Genomic DNA, 14,202 nt, shown 5'->3' with positions numbered 1-14,202 from the left:
ACACGGTCGGGTGAATCAGAATTACGTTGGGTCACGGAAGCCGGCGTTTCTCCGTGGCCGCGAGAACGGCGGCGACCGATGGTGACAGTCCGGTCGCGGTGAGCACCCGCGCGGCGGCGGCCAGCGTGACGCCGGTCGTGACGATGTCGTCGAGCAGGACGACCACCGGCGGCGGCGAGCCGGCGCGGGCCGGAGGCGCGGCCACGCCCGGCCGGGCCCGGAACGCCGACTCCGCCGCCCGGGCCCGGCCCGCGCTGTCCAGGGTCGCCGAGTCCGGCCGGGGCAGCGCCCGCAGCGGCCGGACCACCCGGGCGGGCCAGCCGGCCCCGGTGAGCCGGACCGCCGCGTGCCGGGCCAGCCGGCCGAGGTGGTCGCCGTAGCGGGCGCGGGCCGCCGCCGCGGTGTCCGGCACCGGGACCAGCAGCACCGGCCGCGCCGCGCCGACCGCGCCGGCCACCACCTCGGCGAGCAGCCCACCCAGCGGCCGGGCCAGCCCGTGCCGGCCCCGTTCCTTGTACGCCAGCAGCGCCTCCCGCAGCGCCCCGCCGTACGGGCCCAGGGCCACGCACGGGGGCAGCCCCGGCGGGGCGGGGGTGGGGCGTACCGGTCGGGGGCGCAGCGCCGCCAGGGCGGCCACGCAGCCGGGGCAGAACCCGTGCCGGGCCGCCCGGTGCTGGCGGCAACCGGCGCACTCCACGGGCAGCACCAGGTCGGTCAGGTCCGCCCAGAGGCGCATCAGTAGAGGAAGAACGGGGCCGTCGGGTTGCCGGCCTGCGCCCCGGCCGGCGGCGGGGTCACGTCCCGCACCTCGTCCCGCTTGATCGTGTCGAACGGGCTGTTGCGGTAGGCCACCCCGTTCGCCTCGTACATCAGGTTGCCGTTGGGGAACGGCGCCACCGCGTTCAGCGGGTACGACGACAGGTGGGTGACCCGGGCGCCGACGTCGCGGCGCAGCGGCGTCTCCAGGGCCCCGTCCACGCTGATGTCGTAGATCGCCGGACGGCCGGCCGAGCCCGCCAGGTGCAGGGTGTTCTCCCCCGCCCAGTCGACGGCGGAGAGGTCGGTCAGCGAGGTGGCCAGCCGGCGGGCCGGGCCCACGGAGACCACGCCGCCGTTGAGGTTGACCGCCGCGACGTACAGCGCCCCGCCGACGACGACGGCGATCCGGTGCCCGTCCAGCGATGTCGCCACCGCCGTCACCTTGCCCTCGGCGGTCAGCGGGACGGCCCGCAACTGGGCGCCGGAGTCGAAACGGTAGAGCGCGCCGTCGGCCACCACCAGGCCCTGCGGCCGGTCGGGGGCGGGCGAGCGCAGCCACACCGGCTGGCCCATCGCGGTGAACGTGCGGGTGCCGCGCTGGACGATCGACACCGGCGCCGCGCCGACGCCGACCACCAGCCGCTGCCGCTTGTCCGCCCCGGCGGTCACCAGCGCGGCGCGGATCTCGTCATGGGAGCGGCTGAACCCGGCGGCGACGACGCCCTTGTTGACGGCCTCGGTGACCGGTGCGGCGCCGAGTGGCTCGCCGCCGCCGAAGTCGAGCGGGTGCACCGCGCCGTCGTAGACGCAGAACCGCTGCGGGTTGCCGCCGAGCGGGTACGCCGGCCGGTCCCGCCGACGCTGGCCGAGGTCGGGCACGGTCACCCGGGTCTGGTTGTGGATCCGCAGTTCGAGCTGGCCGTCCAGCTCCGGCAGCGACCAGGCGAGCTGGTCGACGAACTCCTCCACCCGCCGGTCGTCCGCGTCCACGGGCATGTCGAGGTTGACCTCCCACCGCCCGTCGGCCCCGGTCGCGTTGTTGATCAGTCGGGTGCCGTCGGGCAGCCGGCTCGTGCCCGGCCCCAGCCACTCCGACGGCCCGGCGGTCAGCCACTTGACCACCTCGGTGACCCGCCGCTCGTCGGGCACGGCCAGCGGCAGGTAGCGCTGGTCGGGCACCAGTTGGGTGCGGCCGGTGTTCCAGAAGTAGACGATGTGGGTCTGGTAGTACTGGCGCAGCGCCTGGTCGCTGAGCAGCAGCACGTTCGGCGGCGGGTCGGCGACGTACCAGCCGGTGTCCGGCTTGTCCTCCTGGGCGGCGGCGCGCAGCTCGAAGCGGTATTCCGTCTCGGTGGCCACCGGCGGCATGAGGGTGCCGTCGGCGCGCAGCAGGCCGATCTGCTGCACCCGCAGCGTGACCCGGGTGCCGTCGGTGCTGTCGGTGATCACCGGTGTCTCGCGCAGCCGCACCACGGTGAGGGCCACCTCGCTGGGCTGCTTCTCCTGGATCCGGCTGCGCCCCTCGGGGGCGACGAACTGCTTGACCCGGTAGTAGGCGCGGTCGGCCTCCCCGGCCGCGGCGGAGAGGAAGTTGGTGACGAAGGCCGCGCGGTCGGTGCCGCTGGCGAGGCGGTTCGGCGGCTCGTCCCGGCGGAAGCTCGACGAGCCGGACTTCGCGGCGGTGACCTGCCCGTCGACCCGGACCTCGGACCGCTCGGGGATGCCGCAGCCGGCCGCCCCGGTGAGCAGGAGCACCCCGGCGAGCAGCCCGGCGAGCCGGCGGCGGGTCACGAACCCACCTCGGCCCGGTCCTCGGCCCCCGCCGCCGGGCCGATGGCCAGGGCGCCGCCGGGGCCCGGGCCGATGGCGAGCAGCCCGCCGGCCCGGGGGCCGCCGAAGGGCAGGGTCGCGTCGGCGGGCACGAGCCGCAGCGGCGACGTGGTCAGCCGGTCGCCGGCCCGGGCCGGCAGGGTGAGCCGGAACTGGGCGCCCTGGCCGGGCGAGCCCCACGCCTCCAGCCAGCCGCCGTGCAGCCGGGCGTCCTCCAGGCTGATGGACAGGCCGAGGCCCGTGCCGCCGGTCTGCCGCGCCCGGGACGGGTCGGCCCGCCAGAACCGGTTGAAGACCAGCTTCTCCTCGCCCGGTTTGAGACCGACCCCGTGGTCGCGGACGGTGACCGCGACGGCCGCCCGGTCCTGGCCGAGGGTGATCCGGACGGGCTTGCCCTCGCCGTGCTCGACGGCGTTGCCGACCAGGTTGCGCAGCACCCGCTCGACGCGGCGCGGGTCCACCTCGGCGATCACCGGGGCGTCCGGCAGGTCGAGGTCGATGGTGACACCGACCCGCTCGGCCAGCCCGGCCAGCCGGTCGGCGACCCGGTGCACGACCGGGACCAGGTCGGTCGGCTCGGCGTCCAGCATGGCGAACCCGGCGTCGAACCGGCTGATCTCCAACAGGTCGGTGAGCAGCTCCTCGAAGCGGTCCAGCTCGGCTTGGAGCAGCTCGGCGCTGCGGGCCACGGCCGGCTCGAACTCCTCCCGCTCGGCGAAGATCAGGTCGGCGGCCATCCGGACGGTGGTCAGCGGGGTGCGCAGCTCGTGCGAGACGTCGGAGGTGAACCGGCGCTGCAACCGGGACATCTCCTCCAGCCGGAGGATCTGCCGTTGCAGGTTGGTCGCCATCTGGTTGAACGAGGCGGCCAGCAGCGCCAGGTCGTCCTCGCCGTTGACCACCATCCGCTGGTCGAGCAGGCCGGCGGAGAGCCGCTGGGCGGTGCGGGCGGCCACCCGCACGGGCGTCACCACCAGCCGGGTCACCAGGGCGGCGAGCAGGCCGAGCAGCAGCACCAGGGCCGCCCCGGTGGCCACCACGGTGGCCCGGGCGTCGGTCGCCGTGGCGTCCTGCCGGGTCAGCGGGACGAGGTAGTAGAGCTCCACCTGGCCGAACCGGGTCGGCACCGGGGAGCCGTACACCAGGTATTTCGTGGTGTCGCCGGTGAGCCGGCCGGTGCGGATCTGGCTGGCGATGTTGCCGTCGGCGACGGTGGCCCGCAGCTCCCGGCTGATCAGCGGGCGGACGTCGACGTCGGGCGAGAAGCGCGGCTCGATGATCCCGGTGTAGTTGTCGGCGGTGATCGCCACCACCACCCCGCTGGTCTGCTGCGGGTCGCCGCCGGCCAGGTAGTTGACCGTGCCGTCGATGGTGTCCTGGAGCTGGGCCTCCTGCGCCTGGCTGAACAGGCTGAACTGCTTGGCCGCGTAGTCGCTGCCGCTGCTGAGCCGCAGCCGGACGTCGGTCTCGGCGTTCTCCAGCAGGATGTTGGTGATCTTGTCGGCGATGAGGTAGGCGAAACCGCCCACGAGCAGGCTGGACGTGACCAGTGTGATGGTCACCACCCGGAGCTGGAGCGAGCGGCGCCACGTCTGGTGCGCGCCCGCCAGCAGCCGCGCCACCCGCCCGGACAGCGCGCGCCACAGCTCCCGCGCGGCGGGTGGCCGGCGGGTGACGGTGGGTGCGGGACCGGGAGGCGGGGAGGTGGTCACAGTGCGACCAAGGCTATCCCGTGCCCGCCTTGTAGCCCACGCCCCGCACCGTCAGGATGATTTCCGGCCGCTCCGGATCCGGCTCGATCTTGGCCCGCAGCCGCTGCACGTGCACGTTGACCAGCCGGGTGTCGGCGGCGTGCCGATAGCCCCAGACCTGCTCCAGCAGCACCTCGCGGGTGAAGACCTGACGCGGCTTGCGGGCGAGCGCGACCAGCAGGTCGAACTCCAGCGGCGTCAGCTTCACCTCCTCGCCGTTGCGGCTCACCGTGTGCGCCGGCACGTCGATGCTGATCTGGTTGCCGGGCGGACCGATGGTCAGCAGCTCGGGGGCCACGTCCTCGCCCCGGCGCAGCCGGGCCCGCATCCGGGCCACCAGCTCCTTGGGCTTGAACGGCTTGACCACGTAGTCGTCCGCGCCGGACTCCAGGCCGAGCACCACGTCCACCGTGTCGCTCTTGGCCGTCAGCATCACGATCGGCACGCCCGACTCGCCCCGGATCGCCCGCGCCACGTCGATGCCGCTCATGCCGGGCAGCATCAGGTCGAGCAGGACGATGTCGGGCCGGTTCTCCCGGAACGCGGCCAGCGCCCGTTCCCCGTCGGCGACGAACGAGGGCAGGAAACCCTCGCTGCGCAGGACGATGCCGAGCATCTCGGCGAGCGCGGGGTCGTCGTCGACCACCAGTACCCGGGCTCTCATGGGATCTATACTTCCATCCCCGTTCCGGTCGGTGGGACCGGCACCGTCCCGGGAGTCGCCGGCGGGCTGCCAAGGGGCCGTTGGCGGGTGGCCGGTCAGCCGAACAGGGCCCGCCCCCAGTGGTCGCCGCCGTCGCGTACGCCGGGCGGGCAGGCGAAGATGCCGCTGGAGACGTGCCGCAGATACTCGTTCATCGCGTCGTTGCGGGCCAGCCGGGTCTGGATGGGCACGAACTGCCTGCGCGGGTCCCGCTGGTAGGCGATGAAGAACAGCCCGGCGTCGAGCCGGCCCAGCCCGTCGGAGCCGTCCACGAAGTTGTAGCCCCGCCGCAGCAGCCGCGCCCCGTCGTTGGCGTCGGGGTGGGCCAGCCGCACGTGCGACGTCGCGGCGATCATCGGCTGGCCGTCGTCGCCCTTCGCGGCGAAGTCGGGCTCGTCGAACTCGTCGCCCCTGCCCAGCGGCGCGCCGCTGCCCTTGGCCCGGCCGACGATCTGCTCTTGCTCGACCAGCGAGCTGCGGTCCCAGGTCTCGACGAGCATCCGGATCTTCCGGGTGACCAGGTACGACCCGCCCGTCATCCAGTCCGGGCCGTCGCCGGGCTGCACCCACAGGTGCTCGCGCAGCAGCCCGCCGTCCTCGGCCTTGAGGTTGGCCGTGCCGTCCTTGAAGCCGAACAGGTTGCGCGGGGTCGCCTGCCCCGTCGAGGTCGACGAGGTGCGCCCGAACCCGAGCTGCGACCAGCGGACGCTGACCACGCCCATGCCGATGCGGGCCAGGTTGCGGATGGCGTGCACCGCCACCTGGGGGTCGTTGGCGCAGGCCTGCACGCAGAGGTCGCCGCCGGAGATCTCCGGCCGCAGCGCGTCCCCGGCGAAGTGCGGCAGGTCGACCAGCGCGGCGGGCCGGCGGTCGGCGAGGCCGAACCGGTCCCGCCCCTGGGCGTCGCGGAACAGCGTCGGCCCGAAGCCGACGGTGAGGGTGAGCTGGGACGGGGGCAGCCCGAGCGCCTCGCCGGTGTCGTCCGGCGGGGCCTCCGGCACGCCGCCGACCGCGCCGATCACCCCGGCGTCCTTCCCGGCGGTCATCCGGGCGGCGGCGGCCGTCCACTCGCCGAGCAGCTCGACCAGGCGGGCCCGGTCCTTGGTGACCACGTCGAAGGCGACGAAGTGCAGCCGGTCCTGGGCCGGGGTGGTGATGCCGGCCTGGTGCTCGCCGTGGAAGGGCACCGCACCGGCCGCCGCGCCCTGATTCGCCGAGGCGTGCTCCGCCCCGCCCCGGACCAGAGCGCCGGCCCCGGCGGCGACGCCCGCCACCCCGGCGACCCCCGCGCCGGCGAGCGTGATCGCCCGCCGCCGGGACAGCCTGCTCGCGCTCATCGCTGCACCCCTCCCTGCTCGTCGGCGCGTGCGCCGGGGACGTACGTCACCGGGCGACGACCGCGGCGACCTTGCTGATCGGCTCGGCCAGCGCGTTGATGCTGTCGGACAACTCCTTCAGCTCGGCCTTGCTCAGCGCGGTGTGCAGCTTCCAGCCGTCGCCGTCGCGGTGCTTGCCGAGCGCCGTCTCCACGTTGGCGAACTCGGCGTCGAGCTGGGTGACCAGCTCGGGGGCGCGCTGCTCCAGGGCCGGGCGCAGCGCCGCGATGGCGGCCTTCGAGCCCTCCAGGTTGGCGTTGAAGTCCCACAGGTCGGTGTGCGAGTACCGCTCCTCCTCGCCGGTGATCTTGCCGCTGGCGACCTCGTCGAGCAGCGCCTTCGCGCCGTTGGCGAGCTGGAGCGGGGTGAGCTTCTCGGCGTTGGCCTTGGCGACGATCGCCTTGACGTCGGTGAGCAGCCGGTCGGCGATCGGGCCGTCGGCGCTGATGTCGCCGGTGGTCCACAGGTCCTTCTCGATCCGGTGGAAGCCGGTGAACTCCATGCCCTCCTCGACGACCTCCTCGCGGCCGTCGATCTTCGGGTCGAGGTCGCCGAAGCTCTCCGCGACCGGCTCGATCCGCTCCCAGTAGGTGCGGGCCACCGGGTACAGCGCCTTGGCCTTCGCCACGTCGCCGGCCTTGACGGCGGCGACGAACTCCTCGGTCTTCGTCAGCAGCGCGGCGGTCTGGCTGTTCACGTACCGCTGGTAGCTCGCGGTGGCCTCGGCCAGCGCGGCGTCGGGGGCGACGGTCGCGGCCGTGCCGCTGACCTTCAGCGCCCCCCGGATCCCCTTGCCGCTCATCCCGGGCTTGCAGGCCGTCTCGTACGTCCCGGCGGGCAGCTCCACGCGCAGCTCGCGCTTGAGCCCGGGGGCGATGTTCTCGACCTCGCCCATCACCCGGTCCCCGGCGGCGTAGACGTAGAACTCGGTCACCTTCGCGCCGGAGTTCGTCACCTCGAAGACGGTCTGGCCGGCGGCCAGCTCGGTCCGGCCGACCTCGCAGGCGGTGTCGCTCGCCTTGACGGCGATCGGGCCGCCGTCGGCCGTGCCGGCGTCCTTCTCCTGCCCGCCGCAGGCGGCGAGGCCGGTGGTGGCGAGCGCGCCGGCGGCGGCGAGCACCAGGAAGCGGGTGGTACGCATCGGGGTTTCTCCTCGGGATGGTCAGGCGCGCGGCGACGCGGGCGCCGTTCCGGTGGGCTCGGTGACGCCGGCGGAACCCGCCGACGGGGTGGGCGCGCTCGCGCCGGCGGGAGGGGCGGGGCGGCGCAGGAAGAGCACCAGCACCGGCACCGCGTACGCGACCCAGGCGACCGTCTCCAGCACGCTCGGGGCGGGGGTGACGTTGAACATCCCGGCGAGCAGGGCGGCGTACCAGGTGCTCGGGTCGAGCGTCGCGCTGATGTCGAAGGCCAGGTCGTTGAGGCCCGGCAGGACGCCGGCCTCCTGGAAGTCGTGCACGCCGTACTTGAGGATGCCGGCGGCGACCAGGATCAGCAGCGCGCCGGTCCAGGTGAAGAACGTCGACAGGTTGATCCGCAGGGCGCTGAAGTAGAGGCCCACGCCGATCGCCACGGCGCTGGCAATGCCGGCGAGCAGGGCCAGCAGCGGGCCGCTGTCGCCGGCCGCGCCCTGGGCGGCGGAGTAGAAGATGAGCGCGGTCTCCAGCCCCTCGCGGATCACCGCGAGGAAGGCCATCCCGGCGACCGCGAGGGAGCCGACCGCGAGCGCCTCGGTGAGCCGGCCGCGCAGCTCGCCGGCGATCGTGCGGGCCGCCCGGCGCATCCAGAAGATCATCCAGGTGACGAAGACGACGGCCGCCACCGAGGTGACCGCCTCGAACAGCTCCCGGTCCTCCGAGCGGGCCAGCAGCGAGGTCGAGGTGTATTCGATCAGCCAGCCGAAGAGCACCGACAGCGCCACCGCGAGCCCGACGCCGCCCCACACCTGCGGCAGCCGGTCCCGGCGCTGCGACTTCACGAGGAAGGCGACCAGGATGCTGACCACGAGGGTCGCTTCCAGGCCCTCGCGCAGGCCGATCAGGTAGGTGGCGAACATCGGTGCTCCGTGATCGATCAGGTTGCCTCGGTTAACTTAGGGCAGCCATACCTTCCTCCCGTCGACCCGGCTCCGTCAAGTTGTTCTTCGCCACGTCACCCGCCCGGCCACGGCGCACCGCGGGGCCGCCGCCGCGGCCCCCGTACGCGAAGGGACCGGGCCCGCCGCCGCGCGGCCGACCCGGTCCCTGTCGTGCTGGCTCAGTACCGGTAGTGCTCCGGCTTGAACGGGCCCTCCGGGGAGACGCCCAGGTAGGCGGCCTGCTCCTTGGTCAACGTGCTCAGCTTCGCGCCGAGCGCGTCCAGGTGCAGCCGGGCGACCTTCTCGTCGAGGTGCTTCGGCAGCACGTAGACGCCGATCGGGTATTCCTCGGTCTTGGTGAACAGCTCGATCTGGGCGATCGTCTGGTTGGCGAACGAGTTCGACATCACGAAGCTCGGGTGGCCGGTGGCGTTGCCCAGGTTCAGCAGGCGCCCCTCGGAGAGCACGATGATCGCGTGCCCGTCGGCGAACCGCCACAGGTCGACCTGCGGCTTGATGTTGATCCGCTCGACGTCGGAACGCTTGGCCAGGCCGGCCATGTCGATCTCGTTGTCGAAGTGCCCGATGTTGCCGACGATGGCCTGGTGCTTCATCCGGGCCATGTGCTCGTTGGTGATGACGTCGAAGCAGCCGGTGGCGGTGATGAAGATGTCGGCCTGCTCGACGACGTCGTCCAGGGTGGAGACCTGGTAGCCGTCCATCGCCGCCTGGAGGGCGCAGATCGGGTCGACCTCGGTCACCACGACCCGGGCGCCCTGGCCGCGCAGCGACTCGGCGCAGCCCTTGCCCACGTCGCCGTAGCCGAGCACGACGGCCATCTTGCCGCCGATCAGCACGTCGGTGGCCCGGTTGATGCCGTCGATCAGCGAGTGGCGGCAGCCGTACTTGTTGTCGAACTTGCTCTTGGTGACCGAGTCGTTGACGTTGATGGCCGGGAAGAGCAGCGTGCCGGCGCGGTGCATCTCGTAGAGCCGGTGCACGCCGGTGGTGGTCTCCTCGGTCACGCCCTTGATGCCGGCGGCGATCCGGGTCCACCGCTGCCCGTCGGAGGCGAGGGAGCGGTGCAGCACCTCCAGGATGACCGCGTACTCCTCGGAGTCGGCCGACTCCACCGGCGGCACGACACCGGACTTCTCGAACTCGACGCCCTTGTGGACGAGCAGGGTCGCGTCGCCACCGTCGTCGAGGATCATGTTGGGGCCCTGGCCGTCGGGCCAGTCGAGCACCCGCTCGGTGCACCACCAGTATTCCTGGAGGCTCTCGCCCTTCCAGGCGTAGACCGGGACGCCGGCCGGCGCGTCGGGGGTGCCGTCCGGGCCGACGACGATCGCGGCGGCGGCGTGGTCCTGGGTGGAGAAGATGTTGCACGACGCCCAGCGGACCTGCGCGCCGAGCGCGACCAGGGTCTCGATCAGCACGGCGGTCTGGATCGTCATGTGCAGGGAGCCGGTGATGCGCGCCCCGGCGAGGGGCTGCGCCTGCGCGAACTCGCGGCGGATCGCCATCAGGCCCGGCATCTCGTGCTCGGCGAGCTGGATCTCCTTGCGCCCGAACTCGGCGAGCGACAGATCCGCCACCTTGTAGTCGCCCTCGGCGAGGGTGCTCGGCCGGGCCTCGGACGGCGTGCCGTGGTGGGCCGCCGGGAGGGTGCTGGTCATGGAAGCTCCTGTCGAACGAACGAAGTGCTGCGCGACCCTCCACCTTACGCGCGGAGACGGACAGCGCACGGGGCGGTCGGTCGCGAGCGGACTGTCCGCCCACGGTCCGGCCGCCCCGTGCATCCCCCCGGTTTGGTTCCCCGCGCGCCGCCGGACCTTCGTCGCGGTGACGCTGCGCACCTAAGAAGTTACCCGGAGACAGCACATCGTCAAGCCATTTCGGAAATTCCCGATTTGTGTCGTCGGATCCGCCAGGCCGGCCCCGCCTCACCCGCCACTGTCGGCCGCCCCGCCGCAGGCAGGCCGGACGAGCCGGAGACAGGCCCGGCCAAGCCGGACCCAAGCCCGGCTTTAGCCGGCCCCGAGGGCGCCTCGGTCCAACCCGCTGGTCGCCACGTACGCCTCGCCCTCGCCGTCGAGGACGAGCGGCCCCGCGTCGGCGGGGCCGATCGCGGCCTGCCCCGGGGCGAGGGTCACCGCGCCCGTCCCGTCGTCGGCCGAGACCTTCCCGGCGCGGCAGAGCACCACGCGGGGCCCCGGCACCGCGAGCCGCACCGGCGCACCGGCCACGACCGCCCGGTACAGCGCGAAGTCGTCGACCGGCACCGGCCAGCGCACCACGCCCGGGGCCACCTGCTCCGGGGTCACCAGAGGGTCGCCGAGCACCTCGAAGCGCAGCACCCGCAGCAGCTCGTCGACGTCGACCCGCTTCGGGGTCAGGCCGCCGCGCAGCACGTTGTCGCTGGCCGCCATGATCTCCACGCCGGTGCCGCGCAGGTAGGCGTGCAGGTTGCCGGCCGGCATCCAGATCGCCTCCCCCGGCGCGAGCCGCACGTGGTGCAGCAGCAGCGCCACCAGCACCCCCGGGTCGCCGGGATAGTGGGCGGCCAGCGCGTGCGCCAGCGCCGCGTCCGGCCCGGCGGCCTCTGCGGCGAGCACGGCCTCCACCAGCCCCGCCCGCTCGGCCTCCGGCCAGCTCAGCAGCAGCCGGACGGCCTCCCGCAGCCCCGCCGGCCCCTCGTGCAGCGCCGCCACCACCGGCTCCAGCGCCCGTACGCCGAAGGCGGCCAGCGCCGCGGCCGACACCGCCGGGTCGCGGAAGCCGCACAGCGCCGAGAACGGCGTGAGCGCGACCAGCAGCTCCGGCTTGTGGTGGGGGTCGGCGTAGTTGCGCTCCCCCACCGGACGCGCCGCGTCGGCCGCGTACCCGGCGCGGGCCTGCTCCGCGTCGGGGTGCGCCTGCAGGCTCAGCGGGGTGTCGGCGGCGAGCACCTTGAGCAGGAACGGCAGCCGGGGGCCGAAGCGGCGCACCGACCGCTCACCGAGCCAGCGCCCCGGCTCAGCCGCCAACACGTCGAGCAGGCTCACCGGCTCGCCGTCGCGCTGCACGCTGGCCGGGGCGCCCGGGTGCGCGCCCAACCACAGCTCCGCCTCCGGCCCGGGGCTCGGCACCGACCGCCCCTGCAACCCGGCGATCGCCGAGCGCGAACCCCAGGCGTAGTCCCGGATCGGGCCGTGCAGCTGTTCCATGGTCAGCCCCCGGCGTGCGACTCGTCCGCGCCGGCCACCGCCGCCTTCGGCGTGGCGGCCTCCGGCGTGGCGACGGCGGTGTGCGCGGCGGCGCCGGTGCCGGCCCGCTGCGCGGTGGCGGACCAGATGTCCGGCTCCAGGTAGATCACCCGGGCGACGGGGACGGCCGCGCGGATCCGCGCCTCGACGGCGTTGATCCCCCGGGCCAGCTCCTCGGCGCTCTCGCACGCCGGCACCGCGATCTTCGCGGCCACCAGCAGTTCCTCCGGGCCCAGGTAGAGCGTCTTCATGTGGATGATCCGCTCCACCTCCGGGCCGTCGGTGACGGCCCGCTCGATGGTCGCCACGTCGGTCGCCTCGGCGCCCTCGCCGAGCAGCAGGCTCTTGGTCTCGATCGCCAGGGTGACCGCGATGACCACCAGCAGGACGCCGATCATCGCCGTGCCGGCCGCGTCCCACATGCCGTTGCCGGTGATCAGGGTCATCCCGACGCCGAACAGGGCGAAGACCAGACCGACCAGCGCGCCGAAGTCCTCCAGCAGCACCACCGGCAGCTCGGGGGCCTTGGACCGGCGGATGAACCGCACCCAGGACTGGTTGCCCCGGATGAGGTTCGACTCCACGATCGCCGTGCGGAAGGAGAAGCTCTCCATCACGATCGCCGCCACCAGGACGACGACCGGCACCCACTGCCAGCTCTCGATCGGGTGCGGGTCGGCCGCCTTGTGCCACGCCTCGTAGAGCGCGAACAGGCCGCCGAGGCTGAACAGCACGATGGCCACGATGAACGCGTAGACGTAGCGCTCCCGGCCGTACCCGAAGGGGTGCTGCGGGGTGGCCTCGCGCCGGGCCCGCTTGCCGCCGAGCAGCAGCAGGCCCTGGTTGCCCGAGTCGGCCACCGAGTGGATCGACTCGGCGAGCATCGACGAGGAGCCCGTCAACAGGAACGCGATGAACTTCGTGACCGCGATGCCGACGTTGGCCAGCAGGGCCGCGACGATCGCCTTCGTGCCGCCGTTGGCGCTCACCGCTGTCCCCGTTCGATGCCGCACGTGCTCACTGGTTTGCCAGCTCCTTCATCTCGGTGATGGCCGGAACCGCCATCGGGTCCAGCCCGTGTGCCAGGGCGAGGTAGACGGAGGCGAAGTCGGGCACCGCCACCAGCGAGGCGAGCCGCTCCAGCGCGGAGCCGCCCTCGGCCGTCACCACGTCGCAGCGGACCCCGCGCCGCTCGGCGAGCGTCTGCACGGCGTCGGCCCGGCGCTCCTCGACCGCCAGCGGCTCGTCGGCGTCGTCCTCGGCGTTGAGCCCGCCGTCGCGCAGCAGCACCAGCCGCAGCCGGGTGCCGTCGCCGTCGGACTCGCCCGGGTCGGCGAAGATGTCCCGCTCCCCCTCGGCCAGCCCGCCGAACACACCGTCGAGCAGGCCGACGCGGCCCCGGCCGGCCTCGCCGAGCGCCCCGCTGACCACCGGGTAGCGGGCGTTGGCCGACAGGGTGTCGCCGAACCGGCGGGCCGCGACGGTCGCCAGCGGCGACGAGCCCCAGACGATCGGCACCGAGCCGGCCAGCCCCAGGGCCAGCGACTTCGCCGGGTTGACGAACGACTCGGCCGTGGGACGGCAGCGGTCGGCGTCGGCGTCGAGCCGCGCCGCCGTCTCCGCGAGATCCGCCTCGTTGACCTTCACGAGCCCGAGCGTACGGGCGGCGAGCAGAACCGGCACGGTGAGCGCCCACAGGCTGGCCCGGGCCGGGGCGCGGCGGGGCACCGGGATGAACGGCGCCCGGGCCCGCTCGGCCACCGACTGCAACTGCGAGTCGGGCGCGCCGACGGCGACCAGGCGGGCCCCCCGACGGTGGGCGGCCTCGGCCGCGCCGAGCGCCTCGGGGCTGCGGCCGGAGGCGCTGACCGCGATCACCACGTCGGCCGCGCCCACCCAGCCGGGCACACCGGCGCTGCGGTGCGGGATGACCGGCACCGGGCAGCGCGGCCCGGCGACCGTGGCCAGCACGTCCCCGGTACGCCCGGCGGTGCCGATGCCGGCGATGACGACCGCCCGGGGGCGGCCCTCGTCGGCGAGCACGGTGAGGTTGGCCTCGGCCGCCAGGGCGGCGGACTCCCGCACCTGCGCCCCGGCCGAGGCCATGAACCGCAGCATGCCGCCCGGGTCGTGCTCGGCGAGGGCGTCCGGGTTGTCCAGCAGGGCCTCGTCGGCGTGCCGGTGCCCGCTGACCCCGGCCGTCCCCTCCATCACGACTGCTGCGCGGGTCCGCCGCGCGCCTCGTCGAGCAGCAGCACCGGCACGTCGTCGCGCACCTCGAAGATCCGCCCGCACTCGGTGCAGGTCAGCGTCTGTGCCCCCGCGTCGTAGTCGAGGGGGGCGTGGTGTGTGTCCGGACAGGCGAGGATCTCGAGCAACTGCGGGTCCAGGGCCACGGTGCGGCTCCTTCCACGGGTGCGTAGGCGGCGGTCGGCGGTGCCGGCCGGCGCAGGGGATC

12 protein-coding genes are annotated in these 14,202 nt (G+C 74.0%); all 12 read right to left on the bottom strand.

What is annotated here, in order from left to right; translation table 11 throughout:
- Positions 1 to 31: 31 nt before the first annotated feature.
- Positions 32 to 736 carry a ComF family protein gene (locus TK50_RS07480; protein WP_043962068.1) on the bottom strand — a complete coding sequence of 235 codons (705 nt, stop codon included), beginning with the start codon at positions 734 to 736 and terminating at the stop codon, positions 32 to 34.
- Positions 736 to 2,550 carry an LpqB family beta-propeller domain-containing protein gene (locus TK50_RS07475; RefSeq protein ID WP_043962067.1) on the bottom strand — a complete coding sequence of 605 codons (1,815 nt, stop codon included), beginning with the start codon at positions 2,548 to 2,550 and terminating at the stop codon, positions 736 to 738. Before TK50_RS07475 ends, TK50_RS07480 begins: the two co-directional genes overlap by 1 nt.
- Positions 2,547 to 4,301: an MtrAB system histidine kinase MtrB gene (gene mtrB, locus TK50_RS07470; protein ID WP_077936377.1), complete on the bottom strand. Its 1,755-nt coding sequence runs from the start codon at positions 4,299 to 4,301 to the stop codon at positions 2,547 to 2,549. Before mtrB ends, TK50_RS07475 begins: the two co-directional genes overlap by 4 nt.
- Positions 4,302 to 4,314: 13 nt before the next feature.
- Positions 4,315 to 5,004: an MtrAB system response regulator MtrA gene (gene mtrA, locus TK50_RS07465; RefSeq protein ID WP_043962066.1), complete on the bottom strand. Its 690-nt coding sequence runs from the start codon at positions 5,002 to 5,004 to the stop codon at positions 4,315 to 4,317.
- 95 nt (positions 5,005 to 5,099) lie between these two features.
- Positions 5,100 to 6,380: an iron uptake transporter deferrochelatase/peroxidase subunit gene (efeB, locus tag TK50_RS07460; protein WP_043962065.1), complete on the bottom strand. Its 1,281-nt coding sequence runs from the start codon at positions 6,378 to 6,380 to the stop codon at positions 5,100 to 5,102.
- Between the two features lie 46 nt (positions 6,381 to 6,426).
- Positions 6,427 to 7,560 carry an iron uptake system protein EfeO gene (efeO, locus tag TK50_RS07455; protein ID WP_043962064.1) on the bottom strand — a complete coding sequence of 378 codons (1,134 nt, stop codon included), beginning with the start codon at positions 7,558 to 7,560 and terminating at the stop codon, positions 6,427 to 6,429.
- A gap of 21 nt (positions 7,561 to 7,581) precedes the next feature.
- On the bottom strand, positions 7,582 to 8,475 hold the full coding sequence (efeU, locus tag TK50_RS07450; RefSeq protein ID WP_043962063.1) for an iron uptake transporter permease EfeU: 894 nt from the start codon (positions 8,473 to 8,475) through the stop codon (positions 7,582 to 7,584).
- Positions 8,476 to 8,675: 200 nt separating this feature from the next.
- Entirely contained in the window at positions 8,676 to 10,175 is a 1,500-nt protein-coding gene (ahcY, locus tag TK50_RS07445) for an adenosylhomocysteinase (RefSeq protein ID WP_043962062.1), read from the bottom strand.
- A gap of 351 nt (positions 10,176 to 10,526) precedes the next feature.
- Entirely contained in the window at positions 10,527 to 11,705 is a 1,179-nt protein-coding gene (manA, locus tag TK50_RS07440; protein WP_043962061.1) for a mannose-6-phosphate isomerase, class I, read from the bottom strand.
- A gap of 2 nt (positions 11,706 to 11,707) precedes the next feature.
- Positions 11,708 to 12,733 carry a cation diffusion facilitator family transporter gene (locus TK50_RS07435; protein ID WP_043962060.1) on the bottom strand — a complete coding sequence of 342 codons (1,026 nt, stop codon included), beginning with the start codon at positions 12,731 to 12,733 and terminating at the stop codon, positions 11,708 to 11,710.
- 28 nt (positions 12,734 to 12,761) lie between these two features.
- On the bottom strand, positions 12,762 to 13,958 hold the full coding sequence (locus tag TK50_RS07430; protein WP_043962059.1) for an SIS domain-containing protein: 1,197 nt from the start codon (positions 13,956 to 13,958) through the stop codon (positions 12,762 to 12,764).
- Positions 13,955 to 14,140, bottom strand: a complete 186-nt coding sequence (locus TK50_RS07425; protein ID WP_043962058.1) for a Trm112 family protein — start codon at positions 14,138 to 14,140, stop codon at positions 13,955 to 13,957. Before TK50_RS07425 ends, TK50_RS07430 begins: the two co-directional genes overlap by 4 nt.
- Positions 14,141 to 14,202: the final 62 nt, after the last annotated feature.

Origin of the sequence: Micromonospora haikouensis (assembly GCF_000876225.1) — a bacterium.
Taxonomy (GTDB): Bacteria; Actinomycetota; Actinomycetes; order Mycobacteriales; family Micromonosporaceae; genus Micromonospora; species Micromonospora haikouensis.
This window is presented reverse-complemented; position numbering and strand designations above follow the sequence as displayed.